Raw genomic sequence first — 22,236 nt, forward strand, 5'->3', positions numbered from 1 at the left:
ATGCGCCGGTTTTTTTGTGCCTGTTATCGGCGACCTGAAAATTATTCGGTCACAGTCAACTCGATATCCGCCTGACTGGTAAGGAATTGCTGTACCGCAGCCAGTTCAGAAGCACCCTGCATAGAAGCGAGCTGTTGCATCAACGCCTCACGCTGCTCCTTGCTCTGGCGAGAAATGTCTCCCGGGCGCACAGCACGCAGTTGTACCAGCACTACGTCCCCGGAAGCCAGCCTGAACTCTTCCAGGTTTTTCGCACCAGGACGAGGTGCATCCATGCTGAACGCGTGTTCGACTACCTGACCGCGCGCACCGAAACCACCACGACGGGTCTTGTCGCTGGTCTCCAGTGTAAGCTCTTGTGCCTTGGCAACATCCGCGAGGGATTCGCCTGAAGCAACCTGCTGCTCGATGGCGGAAGCCTTGCTCGCGAGCTGCTCAGCTGCTTTATCGCGCTTCAGGCGCTGTACAATTTCTTCCTGAACCTCATCCAGCGCTTTGACACCTGCCGGCTTGTGCTCGGTGACCTTGAGCACCACCGCATGGTTTTCAGACAGGTTGAGCACATCGGAAGAGTTGCCATCTTCCATTACCTCAGGCGCAAATGCTGCGGCAAGTACCTTGGCATCAGCAGTAATACCCGCACCGCCCTGACGGGAGAACAGCGGGGACTTCTGCACAGAAACACCCAGCTCTTCGGCAGGACCTGCCAGGGTTTCCGCATTGTATGCCAAATCACCAAGACGACTAATCGCACCGACAAACTCACGCTCGGCCTCCGCATTACGCAGACGCGCGGCGATGGCTGATTTGCGCTCTTCAAACGTTGGGGGCTCAGCATCGGCCACTTCGAGTAGCTTGATAAAGTGTACACCCGCATCGGTTTTTACCGGCCCGGAAACCTGACCGACTTCCAGTTTGGTCAGCGCATCCTCAAAAGGCTCGGGGAACACGTCACCACTGGTAAAGCCTACATCACCACCTTCTTCGCTGGTAATAATGTCATCGGAGTACTCTTTAGCCAGCGCTTCGAATTCTGCGCCCTCGTCCAGCTTGGCCTGTACCTCGGCCACTTTTGCCTGGGCCGCCTCATCCTCACCTTCAACCAGGATATGCGCTGCATGGCGGCGAATGTTGGCCTGGAAGTTTTTCACTTCCTGGTCGTACTGTGCACGTACATCTTCGTCGGACACATCGATATTTGCAGCAAACTGTTCAGGAGTAAGCTCGATGTATTCGATGGCTACCTGCTCGGGACGCTGGAAATCCTGCTGGTTTTCTTCGTAAAACGACTGCACTTCGCTATCGTCTACCTGAATACCCTCTAGCAAGGGGGTAGCGGAAAGTGTCAGGTAATCGAAATCGCGCTCCTCCATGGACACGGATACGACCTCTTCCGCTTCTGCACGAGTCGCAAACGCGCTGTCGGAAACGCTGCTGACGTACTGCTGCATGACCATTTCCTGCTCAAGCAGCTGACGGAAGCCCGCGGGGCTGTATCCCATACGGCGCAAGCCATCGCGAAACATCTGCTGGTCAAACTGGCCATTGACCTGGAAGCCGGGCATTTGCACGATTTCCTTGTCGACCACGGTAGAGCTCATCACCATACCGCGCTTTTGCGCGGCCTGGCGCATCACCGAACTGTTCACCAGCTGCTGCAGTACGGGACCACGCAGTTGCTCATCGGTCAACAGGTCTGCCGGTACGTTCTCGCCATACTGGCTTTCGATCATGCTGCGGCGATTCTGGATCGCCCGTTGCAAATCGAGATTGGAGATCTTCTCTCCATTGACTTCGGCTACTCTATCCGCCGAACCGCCACTGGCCCCGGTGAAGAAATCGATCCCACCGATGACCATAATAAATCCGAAAAACGCTGCAACGATGATCGCAGCCGTTCCTTTCAGGTTGTCGCGCATGGACTGAAGCATATTCAGCTCCGAAATTTAACTCTTATCAGTACAAATCTGGATCACTGTTTATTGTTATTGCAGTACTGCACCGGCTCGCACCTGGCACCTACTGAATACGGCCTAAATCCGCTGATCCAAATAAAAAATTCACTTGTTCAGAAACAAAAAAGGCGCATCTATCTGATACGCCTCCTTGAAGCTTTGTCGGTTACAAGGCTTCTTAATTCACCGCGTCTTTCAAAGCTTTACCAGCCTTGAAATTAGGGATTTTAGCCGCAGCGATTTCGATCGGGTCGCCGGTGCGCGGGTTGCGACCGGTACGCGCAGCGCGCTCTTTGACAGCAAAGGTGCCAAAGCCAACCAGTGCTACCTGATCACCTTGTTTCAGTGCATCGGTAATGCTGTCTACCATCGCGTCCAAAGCACGGCCAGCGGCTGCCTTAGGAATGTCGGCAGATGCGGCAATGGCTTCAATCAGTTCGGACTTATTCACGCTATATCCCTCTGTTCTTTATCTAGGTTTCTAGGTGTGTATGTTTGGTCTGATGCAGCCTCTTTTAAAGAGGTGCATTCATGTATTTTTTTGCAGTTAAAATTTTGATCGCGTGCGGCCCCCCGCAGCGCAACAAGCCCCGTTTTATACCAACTGCCTGTTGGTGGGTCAAGGAACCATGCGGCTTTGCGGGGAGTTGAACGTTTTTAAATCACACTTGATCAGGCAACGTCCGCCGAGATCATTTTTTAACCTGCGGATAGGCAGGCTGCGTACTCTACGCGACTTTAAGCGCTCTGTTCAACGCTTTTTTGCTTATACCGAGCGCTTCATCAACAGAGAAACTGCCCGGTGAGGTAAACGCCGGGGAAGCAGCTCAAAAAGGCAACAGTTTTGCACCGTAGAAATGGGAACCCGAAAATAAGAGAGAGGACTCGACTAGAGTCCCTCTCCTATATCAACGAAGATGTCCCGCTTCAATTAGTGAGTCTGGATAGACCGCTGGGAACGCTCTTCCGCCTGCTTTTGCAGCGCTGAATACTCTTCATCACTCAGCGGGCTAGGCGTTTTTTCGAGCGCATATTCAAACACCTGGTCAATCCATTTGACCGGTTTGATCACCAGATCCTGTTGGATATTGTCAGGAATATCCTTGAGATCGCGCTCGTTGTCCGCCGGAATAAGAACGGTTTTGATACCACCGCGGTGGGCAGCCAACAGCTTTTCCTTGAGACCACCGATACGCAACACTTCACCGCGCAAGGTAATCTCACCGGTCATCGCCACATCAGAGCGCACCGGGATATTGGTCAGCACCGATGCGAGAACCGTGCACATGGCGATACCTGCAGACGGACCGTCTTTCGGGGTCGCCCCCTCCGGAACATGGATATGGATATCCCGGGTCTCATGGAAATCCGGTGCGATACCCAGCGCCTGTGCGCGCGCGCGCACCACCGTCAAGGCAGCCTGAATCGACTCCTGCATCACATCGCCAAGGGAACCGGTTTTGATCACCCGCCCTTTACCGGACACCGCAGAGGATTCAATGGTTAGCAATTCACCTCCCACTTCTGTCCAGGCGAGACCGGTAACCTGCCCGATCTTGTTCTCCTCTTCAGCGCGGCCGAAATCAAATTTGCGTACGCCCAGTAATTCACCAAGCTGCTCAGGCTCTACCACTACCTTGCTGGTTGTGGACTTGCGCACATGCTCGGTAACGATCTTGCGGCAAATTTTTGCCATTTCACGGTCGAGCCCACGCACACCCGCTTCGCGCGTGTAATAACGCACCACATCGCGCACGGTTTGATCAGACAGTTCCAATTCCTCGGGCTTCAGGCCCGCAGCCTTGCGCTGTTTGGGAATCAGATAGCGCTGGGCAATGTTCAGCTTCTCATCCTCGGTATAACCGGGGATACGGATTACTTCCATACGGTCCAATAGCGGGCCGGGAATATTCATCGAGTTGGAGGTACATACGAACATCACGTCGGACAGGTCGTAATCCACTTCCAGATAGTGATCGTTGAACGACTTGTTCTGCTCAGGATCAAGCACTTCAAGTAGTGCTGATGCCGGATCACCGCGGTGATCCATACCCATCTTGTCGACTTCGTCGAGCAGGAACAGCGGGTTTTTAACGCCCACCTTGGAAATTTTCTGAACCAATTTCCCCGGCAAAGAACCGATATAGGTTCTGCGGTGGCCGCGGATTTCCGCTTCGTCACGCACACCGCCAAGCGCCATACGCACATACTTGCGGTTGGTGGCACGGGCGATGGACTCACCCAGGGACGTTTTACCTACGCCAGGAGGCCCTACCAGGCAGAGAATGGGCCCCTTCACCTTTTTAACGCGCTTCTGCACCGCCAGGTATTCGAGGATACGCTCCTTCACTTCTTCCAGACCGTAGTGATCTTTATTGAGAATCTCTTCAGCCTTGATCAGGTCGTGGCGAACACGGCTGGCTTTTTTCCAGGGAACGCTCAGCATCCAGTCGATGTAACTGCGCAGAACCGATGCCTCAGCAGACATTGGCGACATCATTTTCAGCTTGCCGAGTTCAGCGCGGGTTTTCTTTTCCGCTTCCGCAGACATACCCGAGTCGGCAATTTTCTGTTCCAGCTCTTCGATCTCGTTGGGCTCTTCAGTAATTTCGCCCAACTCTTTCTGGATCGCTTTCATCTGCTCATTGAGATAGTACTCGCGCTGGCTCTTTTCCATCTGCTTTTTCACGCGGCCGCGAATGCGTTTTTCCACCTGAATCAGATCGATCTCGGAATCCATCAGTCCGAGCAAATGCTCCAAGCGCTCCTTGACACTGACTGTCTCGAGCAGCTCCTGCTTTTGCGGCAAGTCCAGCGACATATGTGCGGCGATGGTATCGGCCAGACGGCCCGGCTCGTCAATGCCCGACAGCGAAGTCATCACCTCATTGGGTACTTTCTTGCTGACACTGACGTACTGTTCAAACTGGGACATGGCAGAGCGAACCAGGGCCTCGGATTCGGCCTCGGGTAACTCCTCTGACTCCAGCGGGGAAACCTTGGCACGATAGTGCCCGTCCCCTTCCTGGATCTCTTCTACTTTTACTCGGTGCCCACCCTCTACCAGCACCTTTACCGTACCGTCGGGCAGTTTCAGCAGCTGCAACACACTCGCGACAGTACCAACGCGGTAGACATCATCGGCCCCGGGATCATCTTCCGATGCCTGGCGCTGGGCCACCAGCAGTACCTGCTTGTCGCTGCGCATAGCCTCTTCGAGCGCATCGATGGACTTTTCCCGGCCCACAAACAGTGGAATGACCATATGGGGATATACCACCACGTCTCGCAGCGGCAGCAATGGGTATTCGTTCAAGGTCTCGGATGGCTGGTCCATATAACTCCTCTCGGCCTTCAGGTGGCCTAAACCACCAGGTTGGCGTCTTATTCACTTCGGAAAATCCGGATCCCGGCTCCCGGTTTGCGCCAGTTCAGAGTCTAAGTTGGGGGCGTGCTACAGAATAACAAGCCCACCTCGACCCGCGCAGCAAAATTAGTTTAATTCAGCTCGCTCGATCATAGTCATGGAACATGCAAATTCCGGTGCAAGAGGGAGCGGTAGCACTGAAATCTACCGCAGGCGTTAGTGCAGCATGGACGCACACCCAATGAAATGCGGCCGATAGCCGCGAAGCAGCGTATTTCGCGCGCACAAAAAAACCCCGGAACGGGGCTTTCAGGAAGAGTCCAGTGGTCGCACGGGCAACCACTGGATCAACAGTCAGGACTGCGGCTTACTCTTCAGGAGCGGCCTTTTGTGGCTGTTCGGCCTGCTCGTATACGAGCAGCGGTGCCGATTCGCCCTTGATGACCGCTTCATCGATGACCACTTTCGCGACATTATCCATGGAGGGGATGTCGTACATGGTTTCGAGCAATACAGACTCCATGATGGAACGCAGGCCGCGAGCGCCGGTTTTACGCTCCATGGCCTTGGTAGCGACGGCATCCAGCGCATCGGCGCGGAAATCCAGCTCTACATCTTCCATTTCAAACAGCTTTGCGTACTGCTTGGTCAATGCGTTGCGCGGCTCAGTAAGAATCTGCACCAGCGCGGCGCGATCCAGCTCTTCCAGGGTGGCGGTTACTGGCAGGCGCCCCACAAACTCGGGAATCAGGCCATAACGCACCAAATCTTCTGGCTCGAGATCCAGCAGCACTTCACCGAAGTTGCTGTTGGCATCCTTGGATTTCACCTCTGCAGAGAAACCGATTCCACCCTTCTCGGAGCGATCGCGAATCACTTTATCCAGACCGGCAAAGGCGCCGCCACAGATAAACAGGATGTTGGAGGTATCGACCTGCAGGAACTCCTGTTGCGGATGCTTGCGTCCACCCTGGGGAGGAACGGACGCCACGGTTCCTTCGATCAATTTCAGCAGCGCCTGCTGTACGCCCTCACCAGACACATCGCGAGTGATGGAGGGGTTGTCAGACTTGCGGGAAATCTTGTCGATTTCATCGATATAGACAATCCCCTGCTGGGCTTTGTCCACGTCGTAATCGCATTTCTGCAGCAATTTCTGGATGATGTTTTCTACGTCTTCACCCACATAACCGGCTTCGGTAAGGGTAGTCGCATCGGCAATGGTAAACGGCACGTTCAGCAGACGGGCAAGGGTTTCCGCGAGCAGGGTTTTACCGCTACCGGTAGGCCCGACCAGCAGGATATTAGATTTGCCGAGCTCTACCTCGTCCTTGCCTTTCACGCCCTTGCTGGTGCGAAGACGCTTGTAATGGTTGTAAACCGCAACCGCCAGCACCTTCTTGGCGCGAGCCTGGCCTATGACGTACTGGTCAAGAATTTCGGTAATTTCCTGCGGTGTGGGCAGGCGGGAATCGTCACCGTCGACGGATTCCTGAACTTCTTCGCGAATGATATCTGTACAGAGCTCAACACACTCGTCACAAATGTAAACAGATGGACCCGCGATCAGTTTGCGTACTTCCTGCTGGCTTTTGCCACAGAAGGAACAGTAAAGGAGTTTGCCGTTATCGTCTCCGCTGTTCTGATCAGTCATCTATGTACTCCGTGGTCTGGCAGCCAGCCGAAATGCGGCGGCAAATAGGGTTCATAAGCAAGATGCGGCCTTTTGGCAGGTTTTTCAAGCTTTTTTATCCGTCCGTTTAGAAGCCGGCAAATGCACCTTAAGGAGAAGATGTCGCGCTGGACCCCGCCCGAAGAACAGGGCCCCGGCTTCTGAAGGATTTTTAGGCAATTGATGCCCCTTTACGCGTCTTTAGGCGTCACTTACCCAGCGCCTGGCGGCGAGCGAGAACATCGTCAACCAGGCCGTACTCTTTGGCCTCATCCGCACTAAGGAAGCGATCGCGATCGGTATCCCGCTCGATATCCGCCACACTGCGACCAGTGTGATGCGCCATCAGTTCGTTCAGGCGCGCGCGAATTTTCAGGATTTCCTGCGCGTGGATATGAATGTCTGACGCCTGCCCCTGGGCACCACCGCTAGGCTGGTGGATCATTACCCGGGAATTTGGCGTCGCATAGCGCTTACCCTCGGCACCCGCAGTCAGCAGGAAGGCACCCATACTGCACGCCTGCCCGATACACATGGTGCTCACATCCGGCTTGATAAACTGCATGGTGTCATAAATGGACATGCCCGCAGTAACAGAACCGCCCGGTGAATTAATGTACAGGTGGATATCTTTGTCCGGGTTTTCCGCCTCAAGAAACAGCAACTGAGCGACCACCAGATTGGCCATGTGGTCTTCCACCGGGCCCACCAGAAAGATCACCCGCTCTTTCAGCAGACGGGAATAGATATCGAAAGAACGCTCCCCTCTCGCGGTCTGTTCAACCACCATGGGAACCAGGCCACCAGTGGCGAGAATGTCGTTGGCGTTCGCAGAATTATCAATATATGCCATGGATACGATGCTTCCTTCTTCGGCGTATTAGGCGACTACAGAACAGGCGTGCTCAAAAAAAGCACAACCCTGAAATATACGGTCAATCTGAGCTTAACTGCTCAACCGCGATAAAGCCAGTTGGGCAAAGCGGGATTGCGAGGGAATAGAACGAGAAAAGATTTTCTTGGGGCGGGCAACTCGGCAGGACTGGTTAATCAAAAGATTTTCCAAACTTTCAGCTGAAGAAAAAACGGCCACCCTGTGGTGGCCGTTTTCTACAATCAAGCCTGTTTCTGAGGCTTGATGACGTCGTCGTAAGTGCTCTCGACTTCGCTGACCTTGGCTTTATCCAGCACAAAATCAACGACCTGATCTTCCAGCACAACAGACTCTACGCCAGCCAGCAGCTCGCGGTTGTTGAAGTAGTACTCAACCACTTCTTCCGGCTGCTGGTAAGTAGAAGCCAGCTCTTCGACTTTCGCTTTTACGCGATCACCGTCGACAGACAGCTTGTTCTCTTTAACGATTTCACCCACTACGAGACCCAGTACGACGCGACGCTTCGCCTGGTCTTCAAACATGGTGTCGGGCAGCATTTTGGCTGCGTCTTCCGGCTTAATCTGGCCGCCGAACTGCTGAATCATCTGGCCGCGCAGGGTCTGGACTTCGCCCTGAACCAGTGCCGCAGGAATTTCAACTTCGTGCTTTTCAAACAGCTGGTCCATGACCTGGGTCTTGACCTTGTTCAGCGCCGCGTTCTTCAGCTCGCGCTCCATATTGCCGCGCACTTCTTCACGGAACTTCTCTTCGCCGCCCTCTTCTACGCCATAAGCAGCGAAGAATTCGTCGTTCAGCTCAGGCAGTTCAGGCTTCTCCGAACCGGTCACCTTGATGGTGAATACCGCTGCGGCGCCAGCCAGGTTTTCCGCCTGGTAATCTTCCGGGAAGGTTACTTCCACTTCTTTCTCTTCACCGGGCTTCATACCGATGATGCCGTCTTCGAAACCGGGGATCATGCTGCCAGAACCCAGTACCAGCTGCTGACCTTCAGCCTTGCCACCTTCAAATTCTTCACCGTCTTTGCGACCGACGAAATCGATGGTAACGCGGTCGCCTTTCTGGGCCTTGCGCTTGGTTTCTTTCCAGCCAGACTGCTGCTTGCGCAGTACGTCGATCATGTTCTCAACGTCAGCGTCGGTCACTTCTGCTTTCGGACGCTCAACTTCTACTTCAGCCAGATCGGTCAGCGTCACTTCCGGGTAAACCTCAAAAGTGGCGACGTACTCCAGGTTTTCACCCGGGGTTACGTTTTTAGCTTCGATGCTGGGCTGGCCAGCCGGCTTAACCTGTTCTTTCTGTACCGCATCGTAGAAAGAGCGGCTCATCACTTCACCCAGGACTTCCTGGCGCACACCGGCACCAAAACGCTGACGCACAACTTTCATGGGCACCTTGCCCTTACGGAAGCCGTTGATGCGCACAGTCTTGGCTGCCTGCTGAAGGCGCTTGTCCACTTCCTTATCTACGACCTCTGCCGGCAAATTGACCGTAAGGCGACGTTCCAGACCGGAAGTTGTTTCGATGGAAACCTGCATGATAATCCTCGTGAGACTCTTCTCTTCACAGATGCCGGGCTACGGGGCAGCCCCGGCACCAGCGACTAGCGTTGCGCCGACAATCATTCGCCGGCCGCCATATACAAACAGCCCGCGCCGCACATTTTCCAATTCAAAAATGCGCTTTTTGGCACGGACTACAAAATTACTAATTGGTGGGGACGGGGAGACTTGAACTCCCACACCTTGCGGCACCAGAACCTAAATCTGGCGTGTCTACCAATTCCACCACGTCCCCGCAACCTCGCCACGCTAAACCTTTGATTTCTATGGATTTTTAACAAAAATCCAGATAGGCCCGTAGCGAGGGGAGCAGATTGTGCCACAGTGGACACAGGGCTTCAACAAAAGCGCACGTCGAGAGTGCGCGACAGGCCTAAAAAACAACGGGGCACCTCAAAGGTGCCCCGCATGACCTGCATTACAGGCGAAGTCCGGAGAGCGTTATACCCGCTCGAGGATCGTGGTAATCCCCTGCCCCAGACCGATACACATGGTCGAGACGCCCAGGCCTCCACCTTCGTTCTGCATGACCGACAGCAAAGTGCCAGTAATACGGACGCCGGAACAACCGAACGGGTGACCCAGTGCGATGGCGCCGCCATACAGGTTCACCTTTTCGTCCATCGCATCCAGCAGATTGAGGTCTTTGAGCACGGGCAGCGCCTGTGCTGCAAACGCTTCGTTCAGCTCAACCTTGTCGATATCCTCGATGGTCAGGCCGGCGTTTTTCAGCGCTTTCTGGGTGGACGGTACCGGGCCGTAACCCATGATTGAGGGATCCACACCGGCCAGCGCCATTTCACGCACTTTCGCGATCGGGGTAAGACCCAGAGCCTGAGCGCGCTCGGCGGACATGACCAGCATCACAGAGGCACCGTCAGTGATCTGTGAAGAAGTACCTGCGGTTACCTGGCCGTGCTTGGGATCGAATGCGGGTCTCAGCTGAGACAGGGCCTCAACGGTGGTTTCCGGCCGGATAGTCTGGTCCTTCTCAACCAGCATCGGCACACCATCGTCATCGTGACCTTCAATGGCGATGATCTCGCGATTGAACTTACCCTCTTCAGTGGCCTTTGCCGCGAACTGGTGCGAACGCGCCCCGAATTCATCCATCTGCTGACGCTGGATACCGTGCATCATCGCCAGGTATTCTGCGGTCATGCCCATGGAGCCGGCAGCCTTGGCCATAAACCGGCCAAGCATCGGGTTCGGGCTGACGTGCTCCATCATGTTCAGGTGGCCCATATGCTCAACACCACCCACGACATAAACATCACCGACACCAGCCTGGATGTTCGCCGCAGCAGTATGCAGGGAAGACATCGAGGAACCGCACAGGCGGTTAACTGTTTGCGCCGGAATCGTGTGCGGCAGGCCAGCGCGCAGTACGATCATGCGCGCCACGTTGAAGCCCTGCTCGTCGCGCTGCATAACACAGCCCCAGATCACGTCATCAATTTCTTTCGGATCCAGTTTTTCATTGCGCTGCAGAAATTTTTTCAGCAGATCTGCGGACATGTCGTCGGCCCGCACATTGCGGTATACGCCGTTTTTGGATCGGCCCATGGCAGTACGCGCATAGTCGACGATTACGGCATCTCTAGGATTCAGACTCATGGAAACTCTCCTTACTTGTCGCCGTAGTAGGTTTTGCCGCTGGCGGCCATTTCGCGCATACCTTCGGTAGGCTTGTACAGTTCACCCAGGTCACTGTACTTCTCGGCCATTTTCACGAAGTTATCCAGGCCGATGCTGTCCAGCCAGGCAAAAATGCCACCGCGGAAGGGCGGGAAACCGATGCCGTAGATCAGCGCCATATCGGCTTCAGCGGGAGAATCGACGATCCCCTCTTCCAGGCAGCGGGCGAGTTCGGTAGCCATCGGCACCATCATACGCTCGATGACAGTATCGTTTTCGAACTCGGTACGCTCAGCCACATGCGGCTTCAGCAGCTCATAGGCTTCGTCCGTAGCGACTTTCTTCGGGCGACCTTTCTTGTCTTCTTCGTAGTTATAGAAGCCTTTGCCGTTCTTCTGGCCGTAGCGACCAGCTTCGTACATCACATCGGATGCCGCAGTGAAAGTCTTACCCATACGCTCCGGGAAGCCTTCGGCCATGACCTTCTCTGCGTGCACACCGGTATCGATACCTACAACGTCCATCAGGTAGGCAGGACCCATCGGCCAACCCCAGCGCTCCATCACCTTGTCGACTTGCTGGAAGTCCGCACCATCGCGCACCAGCATCGCAAATCCAGCAAAGTACGGGAACAGTACACGGTTCACCAGGAATCCCGGACAATCGCGCACAACGATGGCCTTCTTACCCATCTTGTTGGCATATGCAACGACACGGGCAACAGCATTCTCAGAAGTCTTCTCACCGCGAATCACTTCCACCAGCGGCATTTTGTGCACCGGGTTGAAGAAGTGCATACCGAGGAAATTTTCCGGGCGGGACAAGGGTTCCGCCAGGGTATCGATGGAAATGGTGGAGGTGTTAGAAGCAATTACCGTGTCTTCAGAGACCTTGGTCTCCACTTCTTTCAATACAGCGTGCTTCACCTTCGGGTTTTCTACCACTGCCTCTACCACGATATCCACATCACTGAAGCCGTCATAGCTCAGGGTGGGCTCGATACGGTTGAGGGTCTCAGCCATTTTTGCGGGCGTCATGCGGCCGCGATCGACCAGCTTGGTGAGAAGCTTGCCTGCTTCTTTCAGACCCAGGTCGATACCGTCCTGGTTAATATCCTTCATCTTGATGGGTGTGCCTTTGTAGGCAGACTGGTAGGCAATACCACCACCCATGATGCCCGCACCCAGTACGGCCGCGCGCTCAATTTCCTTGTCAGACTTTTTCTCCCAGCCTTTAGCGACCTTGCTTACCTTCTGGTCGTTCAGGAAGAGACCTACCAGGGAGGTGGCAGTTTCGGTCTGGGCGCTGGCAATAAACTGTTGCTGCTCAATTTTCAGCGCTTCATCACGATCGAGCTTGTAGCCCTGCTCGATGGAGGTGACGGCGTTTACCGGGGAGGGATAGTTGCGACCCGCCTGCTGTCCCACGAATGCCTTGGTGGTAAAGAAGGCCATCAGGGCTTCGGTATCGTTAAGCGGAATCGGCGATTTTTTGATTTCGCGACGCTGCTGGTAATCAATCTCGCCGTTGATGGCACGGGTAAGCAACTTCAGTGCTGCATCTTTCAACTGTTCGGTGGGCACCACTGCATCCACCGCGTGCGCGGCCAGCGCAGCGTCGGGGCGCTGCTCTTTACCGGCGGCAATCCACTCTGCCGCAACGTCAACACCAACTACACGCGGCAGACGCACGGTGCCGCCCCAGCCCGGGATCAGACCCAGCTTCACTTCCGGCAATCCCACTTTGGCCTTGTCGCCCATCAGGCGATAATCGCAACCAAGGCACACTTCAAAACCGCCGCCCAGGGCGTAGCCGTTGATAGCAACCGCAGTGGGGAACGGGAGGTCTTCCAGGCGATTGATGTTTTCGTTGTTCTTGTTCATCAGCTCGGCGATACCGTCAGCGCCAGCTGAGAAAGCGCCGCCAAACTCGGTAATGTCCGCACCAACGATAAATACACCTTTGCCACTGGTCAGCAACAGGCCCTTGATATCGCCAGCCTTTTCAATTGCATCCAGAGCCTCGGAAAATTCCGAAACGGTGAGACGATTGAATTTATTGACGGATTCGCCTTCCAGATCGAATTTCAGTTCCGCGATGCCGTTTTCCAGCATCTGCACGGATAGCGCTTTGCCACTAAATAACATTATTGACCTCATTGATTGGTGACCGGGGTGACTTTCTGTTGAGCTCACCGGTCCGGGGGGTCGGGTTGTGCATGACAGATTTCGGGATTACCTCCCGGCAGGCGTAAGGCGCAAATGCAACCAGCTAATGACGCGCTTCTCGAAATCAGTCAACGCGCCCAAGTATAGCCAGATTAAAACACTTGTTTGAATACCATTTCCGCCATATCCACTGTCCGGTTTGATGCCCGAATTGTGGTCATGCCGCCCAAGAGTTCAAAATTTGACCGCTTCGTCGAAAGAAGCAACAAACAACCCGGATTGATACCCCACTCAGCAGAACGGGGGAAACGGAAGCAGCGAGCAAAAAAAGCAAAAACAACCAACAGGAATCAATCAGACGCTGGGAGGGTTGTTGGCGCTCACCAGGACACAGTCCTCGTCACCCACGTTGCGAAAACGGTGCGGCCTGCGGCTATCAAAATAGTAGCCGTCTCCGGGGCCGAGCAGGGCCACCTCGCCGCCAACAGTCACTTCCAGCGCGCCAGATACCACGATACCGCCCTCCTCGCCGTCGTGGCTAAGTAGTTCGGGACCGGTATCCTGACCCGGAGGATAGACCTCATAAAGAATTGACATACTGCGCTGGTTATTACCGGCTCCGAGGAGACGGTACTGGATCGGGCCCGGCCCAACGTTCGGCATTTCCGCGGAACGGAAAAATACCTGGGGCTGACTGTCGAAATGGAAAGTGAAGAAATCAGCCAACGACATGGGAATGCCGTTCAGCACTTTTTTGAGGGAACCCACCGAAGGACTGACTCGCCCCTGTTCGATAAGAGAGATGGTGGCATTGGTAACGCCGGCGCGTTTTGCCAGCTCACGTTGCGACCAACCGTGCATCAGACGCACAGACTTTAACCGTGCGCCGACATCATCACCGCCGGCAACGTCTGCCGGCGGCACCTTGGCATCCTTTTCTGTCATCCAGTACTACCTGTCGCGGGATTTTCACGGGAAGTCTACCCCCTGAAAGCGTGCTCGCACAGAGCCCCACCCCGCTGCCCGGGAAACCCGCGCGCTTTACACCATGTCAGCGAACGGGTTTTCATCCGGCAGGGAAACACTTCCGGCGACACCCGGCATAGTCATTTTCGAACCTTCCAGCGCAATTCCCGCCTCGTCGATTAGGCCTTCACCAAAGCGGTAAATCGCATCCAGGTCGCCGCGGCTGGCGCGAGCGTCGTAGGCCAGCGCGTTCTCGGTGACGGCTTCGTTACGCTTGCGATACTCCGTCATCGCCCGCTCACCATGACGTTTGGCAAGCATTTTTTCGGCAACGTGCGGGGCCAGTACGCTGGCAGTAGCATTGTTGCCCCCGAAACCCTTGGAGTTCAGGAAGGCCACTTCCAATGATGCCGGATCCCGCTCCACATGCTTGGTTGAAAGTGCAAGGTGATCGTGATGCACGTCATCGGCCACCCGTTCGATGGTGGTAATACCCGGCAGGATTCCGCGATTGAAAATACCCAGGCTAGTGATCAATTGGTCTCCACTCGCCGCCGCCACGGTATGGCCGACGAACGCCTTGACCGCACACACCGGCCATCCTTCAATGCCGAATGCCGCTGCCAGCCGATCAAAAATTGCCGACTCGGTAACCCGATTCTGTGGAGTACTGGAACCGTGGGCCTGAACGAAACTGCGTTGACGGAGACTGTCTTCCCCCAGGATCGCGCGTACTTCCGACATCGCACGGGCAACGGTCAGGTAATTGCCCGGCCCCGGCGCAGAAATGGATTTTTTAGGCCCATCCGCGTTGACAAAAACGTTAGCTACCGCACCGTGAATAGGAGCTCCGACCTCCAGCGCGAGCTCGTCATCCATCAACACCACCCACTGGCTGCCCTCACCGAGGGTGAAGCCGCAGTTTTCCCCGAAAGGACGGCTGGCACGGCGGAAATCGATGTTATCGCCAAAAATCTTGCGCAACCCGTCCAGGTTGGCCAGCGCCCCCATGGTGGCATAACCATCCACCACTTCCGGCACCAGAGGCGCCTCGGCAGCACCCACCACGGCAACGCGGGCGCGACCACAGCGGATATCTTCCACCGCCGCACGCAAATTGTAGAGATAAGTCGCGCAAGCACCCGCTACCGCGCCAGTGGTGCCAACACTGCCCAGCACATAAGCGTTCACAAAATCGGCGGGCATACTGGTCAACCCCAGAGCCAGCTGCTTGGAACTTACCCGTCCACCGCGCAAGCGGGACTGCAGCAACCCGCCATTGCCGTTGGGGTCGAGCTGGCTCATGGCCGAACTGGCATACAGGGAGATATTTTCCGGCCCGGCTTTTTCCACCACCCTATCCCAATCAATACCCAGGGACTGGACCGCGTCGGATGCGCCGAGAATCGCCAACTGCAGGCCGCGCGGATGGAAGCGAGAGTTGTAGTGCTGCGCAGGCTCGAAACCGGTAGGCAACTGGCCCGCAGAGCCCACGGCAATTTCGCGGTAGCTATCCAGCATGACCGAGAGCCCTGCGGTATGGACACGCACGCGTCCTTTCTCCAGCGGCTCCACCTTCCAGTCTTCCGGCAGCGGAGATGGCAGCTGGCGTGCGGACATCTCAAAGGTAAAGCCGCTTTCACTTTGCAGGTCCGCCGCCTGATGGAAATGGCACTTGCGATAGTCGTAGTAGCGCGATTCCAGCTCCCGCACCAGCGTGCCCTGCAAAACCTGCTGTTCCAGCTCGGCACTCAGGGGGCCTGCGGCCGCGTCACCGGTGCGCAACCCCATCAGGGCCGCCAGGTCAGAAAGGACATCTGTACGCTCATCGGCGCCGAGACTATCCAGCACCAGCCGTTTGTAGCCACGGTGAAACGAGCTGCGACCAGCGGGGTTGAAGCCCCCAAAAGCGGTGATTACGGGTAGGCGCTGCATCCTGACCTCCTGCCTGTGATTCAGAAAACGGGTCGAAATTTCGGAGCGAATTCGATGGTGCGCCAGTGTATGGGCTGGCGATTCGGCCGGGTTATGGGCATACTGGCCAGCAAATTTGAGCATCTGGCCAATCCAGCCCCGGAACAACCCGGCGCTACCGGTAAGGCCAGGTAAGCGCCGCAGCCGCGGCAGTAGACCGAAGCGCGAAGTAGTAGAGATTCCCCCATGCCCACCGTCACATTCATGCTCATCGATCAAATGCTCTCCACCGGCACTGTACTTCCCCTGGAGATGCTGCGTGGCGCGGAAAGCCGCGCACGTGCCGAACGAAGCCGAGAGAGAACAAAAGCGGATCAAATCCGGGCCGAAGGCGCCAGCGCAGACAAAAAGACCACCCCGCTCAATCTTGTAACCGCCAGCATTGATGGCCAACCGGTGAAATCCCGCTCCGGCTTCACCCTGGCACCCGATGTAGCCCTGGCCGACGCCCCCGACAGCGACATCATTTACCTCCCCGCCCTGTGGCGGAACCCCCGCCCCGCCCTGCGTCGCAGCAAACCACTGCTGGACTGGCTAAACCAACAGGCGGAAAAAGGTGCGGCAATCAGTGCGGTAGGCACCGGCGTGTGCTTTCTCGCGGAAGCCGGCCTGCTCGATGGCAAACCGGCTACTACCCACTGGCATTACTTCGACCAGTTTGCAGCCAGCTATCCCGAAGTAAAGCTCAAGCGCCAGTACTTCATTACCCAGGCCGACAAACTGTTTTGCGCCGCCAGTGTCAACGCGCTGGCCGATGTCACGGTACACCTGATCCGCCAGCTTTACGGCCCCTCTATCGCGAGCCACGTCGAGCGAAACTTCTCCCATGAAATCCGTCGACCGTTTGAGGAAATAGCCTATTCGGAAGGCGCGGTGCACCTGCATCCAGATGAAGAAATCGTGCAGGCCCAGACCTGGCTGAAGCAGCACTGCAGTGAAGATGTGAAACTCAGTGAAGTGGCAAAATACTTCGATATGAGCGTGCGCTCGTTTAACCGGCGTTTCAAGCTCGCTACTGGCCAGACGCCCCTGCAATACCTGCAGAATGTGCGAGTGGATATGGCACGGGAACTGCTGCAATCAAGCAACCTATCGGTCAATGAAATTGCCGAAAAGGTCGGATACCAAGATATGGGGCACTTTACCGCCCTGTTCAAGAAGTTCCTTTCCACCACTCCGAGTGAATACCGCACCACGGTGCGCGCCAAACTCTTCCGTGTAAATACCTGAGACTTTTATATCAGGCAGGCTTGTTCAGGAAAATCACATCACTATCGAGGAAGGTTACCTGGGCGCCCAGATGCTGCGCCAGCCAGTGGAAGGTTTGCGTGCTGAAAAACACGATATGCGTGGGATCGCGAATATAGTGCCAGTTGGCGAAACGCTCTGGTGATGCGACCAATTTGGTCATTATCGCCAGTACACCGCCCGGGTTAATCCGCTGCCAGAGCACCTCCAGCACAGAGACCGGCTCCCCCAGGTGTTCAACCACCTCGGTAGTCACAATAAAGTCATAATATTGTGAAAGTACAGATTCATCCGGCTGGTAGTAAAGGTCATAAGTCGCCATGGTATGGCCGTTCTGCGCCAATATTTGCGCAAGTACCGGCGCCGGACCACAACCAAAATCCAGACCCAGCGAAGGCGCAACCAACCGCTCCAGCAAAGGTGTTGCGCAGCGACTTAGAAAACGTCGGTACCCCTCATCCTCCGCGGAGTTCTCATGCAGATCGTAATAGGCCTTTTCTGCCTGCCGGGATAGATGATATTCGGGGGGCACGAACACCAGCGCGCACTCGACACACTGGTAGTATGAGCGGAATTTATCGCGATGATAAAACTGTGCCGCCGGGTGGCGGCACAGTGGACAGGGATAGTCAGATCCGCGCCCGTTGGTTTCCGATTGCGGCAGCGTCACTCTCAGGCTGCTTGACCGCGCCCGGCATCCGCTTTTACGCCGGAAACATCAGCTGTGGAATTGTCTTCGGCCTGCCTGGACTGCAGCAGGTTACCACTGGAAATTTCTATCTTGCGCGGCTTCATTGCTTCGGGAATCTCCCGCACCAACTCGATATGCAGCAGGCCGTTCGCCAGTTGGGCGTCGGTTACCCGTACGTGATCGGCGAGCTGGAAGCGCCGTTCAAAATTGCGCGCTGCGATTCCGCGATGCAGGAAGTTGCGTTTGCCTTCCTCGACAGGTTTTTTACCGCTGACAGTCAGACGATTTTGCTCCATCTGGATCTCCAGTTCGGACTCGTCAAAACCGGCAACGGCCATTGAAATTCGGTACGCGTCTTCTCCTGTCAATTCAATATTGTAGGGAGGGTACGCGGGCTGGTTCTGCTCGGTAGTCGTCATGTTATCCAGCAAGCTGGCCAGACGATCAAAACCGATGGCGGAACGATACAGGGGGGAAAGATCTAAATTACGCATTGTCATATCCTCAATTCAGAGCAATATTGGTAGTGCGCCTGTACCTAAGGTACCAGGCAATTCATTTCCGGCTCGTTGCAAGAAACATTTCCTTAAACGTTCCTGGCAATTTTCCCGGTTGAGAGAGGCACCTCTGTCGAGCGTGCTGCCCTCACGAATAGATATAGGGGCACTGCAATGGGCTTCAAGGGTAAAAATTGAAAATTTATGCAAAAAATCAGTGGCGCGCAGAAATCACCTTCAGGCTCAACCTCCCCCGGATCAACCGTACGCCTGTTTATTGGCATTGCCCCGGACGCCGCAACCCAGCGCTTTTTAGACGCCACCGCACAGCACTGTGACAGCTTCGGGCTACCCCGGGATTGCCGCTGGATCAGCCACGCCAATCGCCACCTCACGCTGGCATTTCTCGGCGACACCGATGTAGAGAAAATCGACGAGGTCGAGGGAATCCTGCAAGAAATCGCCCAGCGCAGCGATGCCTGTTGCGGACAGATTGTCAGCACCCACCCTTTCCCCAGGGAGAGGGCAAAAATGCTTGCCAGCGAATTGCTTCCGAACCCCGAACTGATGTCCCTGCAGCGCCAGTGCAGCGCACTGATGGAGGCGATCGGCAAGCAACCGGAGCGCAAAACGTTTCGCCCGCATTTCACACTTGTCAGGAGCCGCTCGGGCTTCGCCCGCATCCCGCCCGTTCCCGCCGCGTTCACCTGCAATCTGGACAACCTGACGCTGTACCACAGCCTTCTCGCTCCCGGCGGCAGCCAGTATCGTCCCCTGCTCTCTCTGCCACTGGGTACCGGAGGCGCTCCAGGCTGACCTCCCCTGCTACCTCTCGACCACAAAAAAGGCCCGCAATGCGGGCCTTTTGGGAAAGCGCTTAAGCGACGCTTTGCGGTTTATTTCAGGAGCACTGCCGGATGACCGGCTAGTCCAGCTGTTTCAGGACATACTCCGGATACATCACCAGGCGCGGACGGGACAGGCGACGGGCGTCGAAAATAAATACATAGCGCTCCCCGTCGTCATCGGAGGGAATCGTACGGCGGAACTTCCAGGAGTTGATCTTGTAAGTCTGACGACCGGCGCTCACCGGAGCGATCAGGCGATACTGGTTTTCCCCCAGAAACTCGAAATCGACGGAGTCTTCCCCGGATGGGCGCAAGGACAGATTGCGGAATGTCTGCTTGCCGCTATCGCCTTCATTGAGCTCCCCCAGCAGCTTCTGCAAACGCGCACGCTCACCACGCACATATTCCACCAGCTCAGGGTCAACTTCACGCTGAACAGCCTGGGCTACTTGCTGCACCTCCGGCTCACCCACTTCCGCTGAAGAGGCCAACTCCTCAGGAGCCTGCAATTCAGGCATGGTCGGCTGCTCCAGGGCGGCGAGGCTGGGTTTCGGAGCCGCCGGCGCTGCGGCAGCCTTGCGGTTCGCCTCTTTCTCGTTCTCCGCCTGCACCAACATGGCCTTGACGAGCTTGTCGACCCGCGCCTGTTGCGCTGACAGGCGGGATTTACCTGCAGCCACAGACGCCTGGGAGGCCTTCAGACGAGACTCGAGTTCCCCGAAGGTTGACTCGATGATCTCGACCCGGCGATTCCTGCTGTCTACCCCACGCTCCGCCATGGAATAAGCGTGCTTCGCCTTGTGCAGGGCGCGCTCGGTATCGGTATTCGCACCCAGTTTGTGTTCGCGCTCGGCAGCCTTGAGCTCTTTCAGGGTCTGCTCGTGATTATCGCGGGCTTTGGATAATGACTCTTGCGCACGCTTGAGCTTGTACTCATACGCGAGCATTTCATTCTCCACATCCTCAAGCTCTACCAGTCGGTTTTCCTGAGACTGCTCCATTCGCGCAAGTTTGTTCTGTTCAACGGTTAGATTTGATGCCCCCTGCACCAATCCACACCAGCCAAACACCCCCAACACGCTCGCAAAAAACAGAGCGCGGCCACGCTTTACCGCCATAGTCAAAAGTCCGTTGTTTGAATTTTTACTTCAGAAATCGCACAGGTTTGTCGCGGACAACGTTGACTGTATACCGCTTCACCGTTTCATCCCGGGCCTCCTCGGCTGAGCGCAACATCGCGCCAGTACACAAGCAATACCCGCAAAACCCGGGGCGCACAGAGCCCCATGAGGCGGCTCAATGTAACCCAGACTTATTTACGCAGCAATGACCATGCCAACGAGATTGATTTACCCCTAGTGACTTGTGCCTCAAAACGAAAAATTGCGACCCTCAAAAAGTTCCTTCACCGCTAGCAATTTTTTATGACAATTTATTGATCGCGGTGCTTGATTTTTTTTTTGAGAATCGCATTATGGATCACAGGGAGACAATCCTGACCCAGTTGGGAAACCGGCCCGGGCGCAAAACACCCTCATTGCCGTTAAGGCAAATTTGAACATGCGACCTCTGGTGATCCGATTTTCCTGCTGAGCAGACTCCCTACAGGGCGCCCTACCTTCTTTTAGCAAACCGCACATTGCGGCCTGCATAGACCCTTTATAACCGGAGGTATGTGCCAATGAAATCTGCGCCTTACGATAACATCGTGTTCCGTGATATCGATAAATCTGCAGCCCTTGCAGACACCGTATCCAGGAAGCTCAATAAGCTGGAACGTTATTGTGGCGACATCATACGAAGCCGTGTAGTCCTCGAAGCCCCTCATCAGCACAAGCACAAAGGCAAGCAATACAAGGCTTCCGTCGAATTGGCCCTGAGTGGCAATCCGGTCACCATCACCAATGAAAGCGACTCTATCCACCGCGCTGTAAACGGAGCATTCAGTTCTGTTGAGCGCTGCCTAAAAGAACGGGGAGATCGTCGCAAGACCCGCCGCTATCAGGTACCCACACTGGAAGAACCTGCGGCCGAATAACCTGCGAGGCCATGCGCGGAGCGCGAACGCTCGGCAAGGCCCTTGGGAACACCCTTCAGGTCTAGTTTGCGACATACCGTCTGGCGCTTCCTCAGGGGTGGCGGCCAATGGCAAGAGCCAGGCTCCAACGTTAGCCCGCGCGGGCAAGGAGTAAACAGATACAAAAAGGCCGTGTCAGACAATTTGTCTGGCACGGCCTTTTTATTTGCTCCCGCCGGGGGCCATACACCCGCGGAAGCACACCTGTCTCCACCTACCTATAGAGCCGCACCATCTGCGGTTGCACTATCAATAGGCCACTGGCGTCAATCGGCCACAGGCGTGCGCATGGTGACAAACTCTTCCGCCGCCGTCGGGTGAATACCGATCGTCTGGTCGAATACCGTCTTGGTAGCCCCAGCCTTCATCGCCACGGCGATCCCCTGAATGATTTCTCCGGCATCCGGCCCCACCATATGTGCACCGACCACCTTGTCGTTGCTGCCATCCACGATCAGCTTCATCAAGGTACGCTCGTCGCGCCCGCTTACGGAGTGGCGCATGGCGCGAAAATCTGACTTGTAGATGACTACTGGAATTTGCGCCTGTCGCGCCTCTTCTTCCGTAAGGCCGACAGTACCTATATTGGGCTGGCAAAATACCGCCGTGGGGATATTGTTGTAATCGATCTCTGCAGTTTTCCCGGTCTGCCAGTGCTTGACCAGCGCCATGGCCTCGGCC

At 55.7% G+C, this 22,236-nt stretch carries 16 protein-coding genes, 1 tRNA gene and 1 pseudogene; 3 read left to right on the forward strand and 15 right to left on the reverse strand.

Features of this window, described 5'->3' with window-relative positions; genetic code table 11:
• Positions 1–41: 41 nt before the first annotated feature.
• From B4U49_RS06490 to B4U49_RS06540, 11 genes are all read right to left on the reverse strand, one after another.
• A complete protein-coding gene (locus B4U49_RS06490) occupies positions 42–1,931 on the reverse strand; it encodes a SurA N-terminal domain-containing protein (protein WP_078083764.1) in 1,890 nt (629 codons plus the stop codon).
• Between the two features lie 202 nt (positions 1,932–2,133).
• Positions 2,134–2,406 carry an HU family DNA-binding protein gene (locus B4U49_RS06495; RefSeq protein WP_078083765.1) on the reverse strand — a complete coding sequence of 91 codons (273 nt, stop codon included), beginning with the start codon at positions 2,404–2,406 and terminating at the stop codon, positions 2,134–2,136.
• Positions 2,407–2,886: 480 nt separating this feature from the next.
• Positions 2,887–5,292, reverse strand: a complete 2,406-nt coding sequence (gene lon, locus B4U49_RS06500) for an endopeptidase La (protein WP_078083766.1) — start codon at positions 5,290–5,292, stop codon at positions 2,887–2,889.
• Positions 5,293–5,689: 397 nt separating this feature from the next.
• Positions 5,690–6,976, reverse strand: a complete 1,287-nt coding sequence (gene clpX, locus B4U49_RS06505) for an ATP-dependent Clp protease ATP-binding subunit ClpX (protein WP_078083767.1) — start codon at positions 6,974–6,976, stop codon at positions 5,690–5,692.
• 226 nt (positions 6,977–7,202) lie between these two features.
• Entirely contained in the window at positions 7,203–7,847 is a 645-nt protein-coding gene (gene clpP / locus B4U49_RS06510; protein WP_078083768.1) for an ATP-dependent Clp endopeptidase proteolytic subunit ClpP, read from the reverse strand.
• Positions 7,848–8,110: 263 nt separating this feature from the next.
• Complete coding sequence (tig, locus tag B4U49_RS06515; RefSeq protein ID WP_078083769.1) at positions 8,111–9,424, reverse strand: trigger factor; 1,314 nt, start codon at positions 9,422–9,424, stop codon at positions 8,111–8,113.
• A 174-nt stretch (positions 9,425–9,598) separates the two neighbouring features.
• Positions 9,599–9,683, reverse strand: a tRNA-Leu gene (locus tag B4U49_RS06520).
• A 206-nt stretch (positions 9,684–9,889) separates the two neighbouring features.
• Complete coding sequence (gene fadA, locus B4U49_RS06525) at positions 9,890–11,065, reverse strand: acetyl-CoA C-acyltransferase FadA (protein WP_078083770.1); 1,176 nt, start codon at positions 11,063–11,065, stop codon at positions 9,890–9,892.
• A gap of 11 nt (positions 11,066–11,076) precedes the next feature.
• Complete coding sequence (fadB, locus tag B4U49_RS06530) at positions 11,077–13,233, reverse strand: fatty acid oxidation complex subunit alpha FadB (protein WP_078083771.1); 2,157 nt, start codon at positions 13,231–13,233, stop codon at positions 11,077–11,079.
• Between the two features lie 375 nt (positions 13,234–13,608).
• The gene (locus B4U49_RS06535; RefSeq protein ID WP_078083772.1) at positions 13,609–14,199 is read right to left on the reverse strand and encodes a cupin domain-containing protein; all 591 of its coding nucleotides are present in this window, start codon (positions 14,197–14,199) and stop codon (positions 13,609–13,611) included.
• A 96-nt stretch (positions 14,200–14,295) separates the two neighbouring features.
• Positions 14,296–16,155, reverse strand: a complete 1,860-nt coding sequence (locus B4U49_RS06540) for a beta-ketoacyl synthase (protein ID WP_078083773.1) — start codon at positions 16,153–16,155, stop codon at positions 14,296–14,298.
• A gap of 225 nt (positions 16,156–16,380) precedes the next feature.
• On the opposite strand from B4U49_RS06540, the gene B4U49_RS06545 reads away from it, so the two are divergent.
• Entirely contained in the window at positions 16,381–17,424 is a 1,044-nt protein-coding gene (locus B4U49_RS06545; RefSeq protein WP_078083774.1) for a GlxA family transcriptional regulator, read from the forward strand.
• A gap of 10 nt (positions 17,425–17,434) precedes the next feature.
• On the opposite strand, the gene B4U49_RS06550 is transcribed toward B4U49_RS06545, so the two are convergent.
• Positions 17,435–18,112 (reverse strand): class I SAM-dependent methyltransferase, encoded by a 678-nt coding sequence (locus tag B4U49_RS06550; RefSeq protein ID WP_193432820.1) that lies wholly within the window; start codon positions 18,110–18,112, stop codon positions 17,435–17,437.
• 2 nt (positions 18,113–18,114) lie between these two features.
• Positions 18,115–18,627 (reverse strand): Hsp20 family protein, encoded by a 513-nt coding sequence (locus B4U49_RS06555; protein WP_078083775.1) that lies wholly within the window; start codon positions 18,625–18,627, stop codon positions 18,115–18,117.
• 207 nt (positions 18,628–18,834) lie between these two features.
• Between B4U49_RS06555 and thpR the strand changes: the two genes are divergently transcribed.
• A complete protein-coding gene (gene thpR, locus B4U49_RS06560; RefSeq protein ID WP_078083776.1) occupies positions 18,835–19,446 on the forward strand; it encodes an RNA 2',3'-cyclic phosphodiesterase in 612 nt (203 codons plus the stop codon).
• Between the two features lie 109 nt (positions 19,447–19,555).
• Here thpR and B4U49_RS06565 read toward each other — a convergent pair whose 3' ends face one another.
• On the reverse strand, positions 19,556–20,596 hold the full coding sequence (locus B4U49_RS06565) for a hypothetical protein (protein ID WP_078083777.1): 1,041 nt from the start codon (positions 20,594–20,596) through the stop codon (positions 19,556–19,558).
• Positions 20,597–21,159: 563 nt separating this feature from the next.
• On the opposite strand from B4U49_RS06565, the gene hpf reads away from it, so the two are divergent.
• Positions 21,160–21,516, forward strand: a complete 357-nt coding sequence (hpf, locus tag B4U49_RS06570; protein ID WP_078083778.1) for a ribosome hibernation-promoting factor, HPF/YfiA family — start codon at positions 21,160–21,162, stop codon at positions 21,514–21,516.
• Between the two features lie 305 nt (positions 21,517–21,821).
• Here hpf and B4U49_RS06575 read toward each other — a convergent pair.
• Positions 21,822–22,236: pseudogene (locus tag B4U49_RS06575) on the reverse strand (glutathione-disulfide reductase); the annotation flags it as partial.

It is taken from the genome of Microbulbifer mangrovi, assembly GCF_002009015.1.
GTDB lineage: Bacteria > Pseudomonadota > Gammaproteobacteria > Pseudomonadales > Cellvibrionaceae > Microbulbifer > Microbulbifer mangrovi.